The organism is Longimicrobiales bacterium (assembly GCA_028823235.1).
Taxonomy (GTDB): Bacteria; Gemmatimonadota; Gemmatimonadetes; order Longimicrobiales; family Gaopeijiaceae; genus UBA2589.
The window spans coordinates 47,798-55,102 of record JAPKBW010000019.1 but is presented as its reverse complement, the minus strand read 5'-3'; the positions used below and the strand labels follow the sequence as shown (position 1 = coordinate 55,102).

Annotated in this window: 2 protein-coding genes; both read right to left on the bottom strand. The window is 61.4% G+C overall.

All coding sequences use genetic code 11. The features are described from left to right. Window positions 1-47 precede the first annotated feature (47 nt). Window positions 48-803 (bottom strand): sulfite exporter TauE/SafE family protein, encoded by a 756-nt coding sequence (locus tag OSA81_10975; GenBank protein MDE0899532.1) that lies wholly within the window; start codon window positions 801-803, stop codon window positions 48-50. 365 nt (window positions 804-1,168) lie between these two features. Then, a complete protein-coding gene (locus tag OSA81_10970) occupies window positions 1,169-7,297 on the bottom strand; it encodes a hypothetical protein (GenBank protein MDE0899531.1) in 6,129 nt (2,042 codons plus the stop codon). Between the last annotated feature and the right edge of the window lie 8 nt (window positions 7,298-7,305).

Here is a 7,305-nt window from a genome sequence, read left to right as displayed (position 1 = left end):
GTGCGGCGGGCCGGGGCGTCGCTATTACAGCCCGGGCGAAGACGAAGTCAGCCGAGAACGAGCTTGATCGCGAAAGCGACGATCGCCACGGTCAGTACCTTCCGCACCCATGCCTGTCCCTTCAGAACCTGAAGGTGAACTCCCAGCTTGGCACCGAAGAATTGGCCGGCGGCCAGGGTCAGTCCCGCGGTCCAGTCGAGCAGCCCGGCGTAGGCAAAGATCGGGATCGCCAGGGCCGTGAAAGCTAGGATCAGCGGCACCTTCACAGCGTTGCCACGAACCAGGTCCAATCCATTGGCTGAAAGGAGCGCCAGAAACATGAATCCGATCCCTGCTTGGATGAAGCCACCGTAGCAGCCAAACAAGAAGAACGCCCCGCGACGGATCCATCTCTTCTCTGGGGCGGGTGCTAGGATCTCGGTTCCCGTTGGAAACTTCACCGGGTGCCAGATCATCCAAGCGGCCGCCATGACAAGGACACCCGCGAGCACCCGTTCGAAGGCGACGTCGCCGATCGTCATGGCACCCCAGGTCCCGAGCGCAACACCCACCAAGGCCGGAGGAAGCGCAAACTTCACCCACTCGGTCGGGATCAGTCCTCGTTTGTGGAAACTGCCCGTCGCGCCCACTCCACCGATGAAGATCGCGATGCGATTCGTCGCATTCGCCATCGTTGGGGGCAAACCCAGGAAGATGAGCAGCGGCAGAGTCAGAAGAGACCCGCCCCCGGCGATCGAATTGATCGTACCGGCGATCAGGCCAGCGCCCACAAGCAACAACGGGGTCAAGAGATCTTCAGGCACACCAAGCTCCGGTAGACGGTAACCGCACCATCCTCGCGAAGCCGGGAGGCTCCGTCCAGTGATGACACTTCGCAACTCTCAGTGCCGCAGGACCATTCAAGAAATAGCACCCTGTAACGTCCCACAGAAACACCGAACCGCATGTCACCACGTAAGACGATCCTTCGAGAGCTGTCCCAGACCCCGTCGGGAATTCCGTATGCACGCCCTGCTACCATCCGTGGCTTCTTTGACGCTCAGGACAAATATCAGAAAGGAGTGAACGACCTCCTTTCCGCGCGTTTCTGCGACCTAGCTTCGGCATCATGCATGGGCAAGGATGACAGGTCACCCTGGGCTCTCCCATGCACGTATGAACTAGCTTTCTATCTGCCCCCGATCGGCAGGCCCCCTGCGGCGAAATCGAGCTGACCGAAGATTCCGACCTGGAACTGCGTGGACCCCGTTTGCTGCCCCACGAAGGACTGGCGGTCGTCATAGCTCAACTGAATGCCAAACTCAAAGCCCCCAACGCTCGTGTTCATGGACATGCTCGCCGTCTTCGTAACCAGGTCAATGAACGCGACGCAATCGTCTCCAGTGACCGTGACGCGGCAATTCAAATCTGACCGGTAGGCGCCGATGAGCGACAGGCTGATCGGTCGATCCAGGCGACGGGCGATCGCGACTGGAGGGAGAAGCTGCGTATTGAGTGAAACACGGTGGCTCACCTGTTCTCGTTCCGTGTCACCGGTCGGATCAACGCCAGTCCCGTTGCGATAGGCGCCACGGTAGGTCGTTACCAACGTCCGCCACCATTGGATGGACACGTCCAGTGGAACCTGCGTGTCCGAGTCAAAGCGCCGCTGTAGCGCCCGGCCTCCGAACTCGATTTCTCTCTTGGTCTTCACAACACCGGTCGAGAGGTTGATCGCCTGGATCCCAGTGTAGCTCGGCAGCCGGAGCGTTGGGAGCGTCGCCTGAACGTCGGGCCAATTTCTCTGAACCGTCCGACGGTCACTCCGTGTGTCGATCGTCTCCGCGTCGCTCTCCATGTACCCGACCTGAATACCGGCACCTCCGGGCAGTGTCACTCCCGACGCGATCCGCCAGCTGGATCGATCAGTGAGGGAGGCAGCAGTGTCCGCATCAATGAACCGATAGGTGTCGAAATCGCCCCAGCCCAACTGATAATCGAAACGTGGATCAACCGGGGCACGATTGAACCGCGACGTGATCCCGTCACGATACGTCACCGTAATTGGACGGACGGCGGAGACGATCGAACGCAATTGTGCGACCGCTAGATCGTCACCATCGGACGCCTCCCCGAACCAGGCGACTGCCAGTGCAGACGGATTCACGCCGGTCGTAGCCCCCCAATCGCGCTGGCCGCGGGCATTTCGGGCGAGCACCGTGGTCGTGTCAGCCCCCGCGGTCTTGCGCTCGACAAAGTTCGTATTCCGATCGCTTTGATAGACCGTAGACCAGTCGATGTCACTCCTGAGCCAGGATACGATGGAGGGGCGGTAGACGAAGTCAGTACGTAGCGTCCGATTCGTCTCCCAGCCGAGATCGAGGCCCGCGAGCCGAGCTCGCTCCGCCTCAATCAGCTCCTGCACATCCATATCCGCGCTGGCCTTCACCGGCTCGAGAAGATCACGCACCGAGAGGAAGGTGAAGTCGGCAGTGAGTGGCTCGAGCGGACGCAGGCGCATGTCTGCAGCAAACTGTAGCAACTCGCGCGGGGCAAACGTCGCGATCGCGAGTGCGTCGTCCGGGCGGACTACGATCTCTTCGTAACGGAAGACCTCACTGCGTTGCTGGAAATAGGACGTCCCCAACGAAAGACGCACAGGCGTCAGCCGGAGACGAGAGTCTGCGATCTTGTCCTCGAGAAATCCCGGCAATACGGCACGAACCACGTCCTGGGCAAAACCCGGGACGATCCCGAAGTCCTTGGTCTCCGGCTCCCGGAACCACCCCACCCCCGCATCTAACGTGGTCGACTCGTTCTCTGTCGTGACCGTCGAACCATCTACGCTGCTCATAGAGGCTCGCGCGTCGAGGCCGTCCAAGAGGAAGCTGAGGACGGGATTCGCGGTCTGCGTCCTTTTCCGCAAGGAAATGCCGACGCGAGTCTGATTAGCTTCCGTATTGCGCAGACTTGCAATCTGATCGGCACGAACGTCGGAATTCGCGAGGAGGACCGGAGCCTGACTGGATTTTGCCAGATCGAAGGTGACCGGGATGTCCAATCCCCAACCACTCGGCAGCCAGCGATCGATAGCCAGCGCTGACGAGAGGTTCAGCGTGCGGTCGTTCTGGTAGGTCGCCCGATCCCCAAGTTGTCTGAAGAACGCACCGCGATCCGTGAAGTTCAGGCGGGTCACGAGGACGCCGGCAGCGTCGAATTCAGCGTTGAAGGAACCTGCGAAGCCTGGGTCCCGAACGGGGCGGCCAAGGCGAAGTTCATCGATCCAGATCTCGCCGGTAGAGGGGAGACCACTCTCGTTCCAGACGCCCATGGAGAGCTCCCGCACCGCTGCCAGGTTCGGCGCCCGACCACGATCGCCCAGAACGACCGCATACGTCGAGTCAGTCGACCAGACCTGGACCGGAGGATCGCCGGGCGCCGGGGGCGCCGTCGACAGCAATTCCTCTGCCCGACGTCTCAGGTCCAGCCATTGGGTGAAATCGATTACGACCTCCGGAAGCCAGTCGGCCGACGTCAATCCGCCCGACACAGGAGGGCTCAGAGCGGTCCGGAAGAGATAGAAATTCTCGGAGTCACTCCCGACCTTGAAGAAGAATCGATTGCCGCGGGTCGTGCCGAAATCCCCTGAGCGGGCGACCGCCCAAAGGCGGGCCTCACGATACGACAGAAAATCCCTCGGGCGCTGTGGAAAGCGAAAATAGACCTCAGCCCGACCTTGATCGGGCACGTCCTCGAATACGAGCCCCAACGACTTTTCATTGAATTCGATTCCCTGCCCGATGAAAGCCTGCGTCGGGTCGGCCATCTCCTCGAGTACTCCGGGAGGCGAGACATAGTCGCTTCCCTCCGTAACGACCGAGACCGTGGAGACCTCGAGCCGGCCGCCAATAGAAAGCGTGTCGCCGATGATCCCATCGAGCACGCCCCCGCCCGCCCGTTTGATCCACCGTGAGCCGACCAAACGCATCCGCGCGAGCTGTACCTCACCGCCGGCTCCCGACACCGTTATGCGGAGGTGCCGAACGGCACGGAGGTCGGCATCAGAGATCGCGCCGCCGACCTCGACCGCACCCGAACCACGGATCGGCACCCGGTAAAGTTGGAAGCCCGTCCCAGTCTCCTGGGTGGTGCGCTCGAGAAACGGCGAGCTGCCGCTCAGCTCCACGACGTACCGCAGGTGTCGCTCCGCTGTGTCGAGATTCCCGTCGGAATCGACGTCCTCCGTGTCGGGACGGCCGTTGCCCCTGGTGCATACCGCGCTCGGATCACCGATCGGATAGATCCTGCCGCGCTCGGCCAGACACGACTTGTCCCACACCCCGACCTGATCTCGGGCATCACTCCAGATCTCCCCAAGGCGTGGGTCTGCTTCCTGATCGAGCATACCGAGTCCCCATGGCCTCCCGTCGGACCGCGTGCCCGCGGTGTTTCCCTGATCATCGACGAAAAACGCGTCTTCGCTGACTATTCCGAGATCGATGACAAGGGAGAGGCTCTGACCGCCCGCCGCGTAGAACTCCAGAAATTCGGTCTTCGTAAGATCCAAGCCGTTCGTCGATAGCGGTGTCGTGACCGATCGCCAGCCAGGGGGAGCACCTGACAGACTAGAGCCGAGGGAGAGAAGGAGGCCAGACTCACGCACCTCGGACCCCGCGACTCTGATCTGGTTGTCGATGTCCGCACGGGGGAATAGACCTTCGTGCACCCCGAGACTGTCCCCCGAAGGCGACCGTAGTACCCAGGTGTGCTGCCAGACCAGTGAACCGGCTGTTGATTCGTCGACCACGTCTGGCAGCACCAACTCGGCGCCGTCTCTAAACTCCGGTGCGCTGCCGAGGATCCAGTTCGGTGCCCGGAGAGCGATCGGGAGTTCCGCAGCACCGTCGAAGTCGTCGACGAAGCTCTGCCCAAGCGTGTTCGGATTCGGTACCGACAGAGCGATTTCTCCGTTCGTGGAGAACGTGGAAACCCCTGCGACATTCAGACCTGGAATCGACTCCAGCACCCGGTCCGCCCAGCTGACCGAGGTGTCGTACCGACCATTGAGTCCACCAAGGAGTGCCGCGCCTGGCTCGGTCCCAAGGATCGGCCGATTGGCAACCGACCTCTCAGAACGGTAGAGCCCGAGAAGGTCCATGCCGCCCTTCGAGCCGAGGTCCACATGGGTCTTGAAGCCAAACACCTGCGTCGGCGTAACCTGAAAAAGAGAACGCTGCTCCCAAGTGGCCCGAACAGACGCATTGGGCGCTGATGCGAACAGTATTTCAGGTTCCAGGAGACGCACTTGGCCCACATCGTAGTCGATCTCATAGTCGATCCCACGCGTGAGCGCGCGATCGTCGAGCAATATCCGCTCACTCCCGTCACGGATTCCGAAGGCGCCGAGGGAGAACGATGAGATGACCCCTTGAGAACGGATTCGGTACGAAAGGGTCAGTCGGAAGCGACCAGCGTTCCTCCGCTCGAAAGGGTCCTCCTGCTCGTAGATCCCGACGTTCGCGTCATCGCCCAGAATCTGTCCAGCCACGAACTCGTTGAGGCTGAGCGCCGGGACGGGCGGCGGCTCGACAAACGGCCGAAGCGTCGGGAATACGATGAACGTCCCCTGTACGGGTGGCTGATCCTGGAAGAAATCCTGGCCGGGTGAGTACACGAACGATGGATCGATGCGATCTGTCGGCGCTTCCTCATCGAGTCCGAAGAGCCGGAGGAACGTGATGTCCGACCCGTTCGGCCTGCGTTTGAACGTGCGACCGGCGGATAGCTCTCCAAGCGACACCGAAAGGTCGACGGATCCAGCCTCGACATCCGGTGACCCCGAGACGCGGTAGATCTGGTGCATCTCTCGCTCCCACGTCGGCCTGCCAGGCTGATGATTCGCGCCAGAAGCCTTGAGAAGCCTCAGTTCAGGCCGGCCTCCCTGGTTGTAGATCAATTCGGGGTTGTAGTCGCCGATCGTGTCGCCCACCGCCGTTATATACGTGACCGCCAGCATCTCCTCTCGGCTCAGTGGCTGTCGGAGTGCGACCCACAGTCCACTGGAGTGCACGGAATAGTCGACTCCTTCCTGGAGATACCGGAACCAGCCGGACTCGCGGACCTCGGTAACCCCGTCATCAGCGACCGCATCGGCCTGGATGAAGCCTTCGACCTGCTGACGAAAGACAGGATCGTCCTCGAAGCGGTAAAGCTGCAGCGGCTGGTCACCCGGTGTGATTCTGGCCGGCGCTGACGCCGGATCCAACTGAAGTGCATCGACGTGCGGATAAAGATCGATCTGCGTTGGATCCACCAGGAAAAAGAACTGACCCTGTACGTAGTCCGCGTCGTCTAGAACCAGCGTGTCTTCCTGGACGAAGCCACGTTGGTCACCCAGGCCGGAAAGCTGGAATACGCGCGAATTGAGATCGCCACGTTGCTGAGCCCAGACGGTCTGAAAATCGACGGCGCCCACCTGACCCTCAGCCTGAAATCCAAAGTTCCCTGCTGGGATCCCTTCGGTCAGGAATCGGGATTGAGGGAGACGAAAAGTGACGTCACCAACTTCGAGCCTTCGGAGCACGTCATCTTCACCGCCCTGATAGAAAAAGTTGATCCGGTTCGCGGCATCGAACTCCCGTGCCTGATCAAAATCGACATCCACGAAGACCCGGTCCAGAATGGATCCGTTCACTTGGACCCCGAACTGCACGTCCGGACTCAGTTGTGGAATGAGCGACGGGTTACAACCCACTCCGAACGTCGCGTCGCACGGTTCGAAGCGACTCCAAGCGCCACCGAGTTCCATGCGACTGCGGACATTCAACGCCAGGTCTGCGTAATCGGTGACGAAGCGGCCGTCGGTATCCTCCGGAACTTGGAGAACCCTCGACCGCGGCGCCGGGGGCAAGAAAAGATCGGCACCCGACAGGCCCAGATTTCGAACGTTTCCTCTGAGGACGATTTGATCGATCGGCTCTAGAGTAATCCTAGGAAGTGGGCCGATCGTCGACGCAGTCCCGACCGGCACCGTCCGCGGTTGCCCCAGCCCCCCTGGTCCGACCCGAATCCGGCGCATGCCAAGCGTCACGTGTGGCTCATCCGCCGAGGCGGTGAGCCCTGCCCGAACCGCACCGCTCGGCAGTGTCAGATCAGGCCGCAGGATGGTGTCCGAGATCGCCGGCCTGGGGGCTGGCCCCAGGCCTCGGGAGTCCGTCGATTCCACGCCGCTGCGGGTGGCGCCCGGACGCACGTCTGTATCCCTCGCAATTAAGGGGACCACAAGGGCCACAAGCAGTGTAACGAGTCGCGGAATCAAGCCGGACG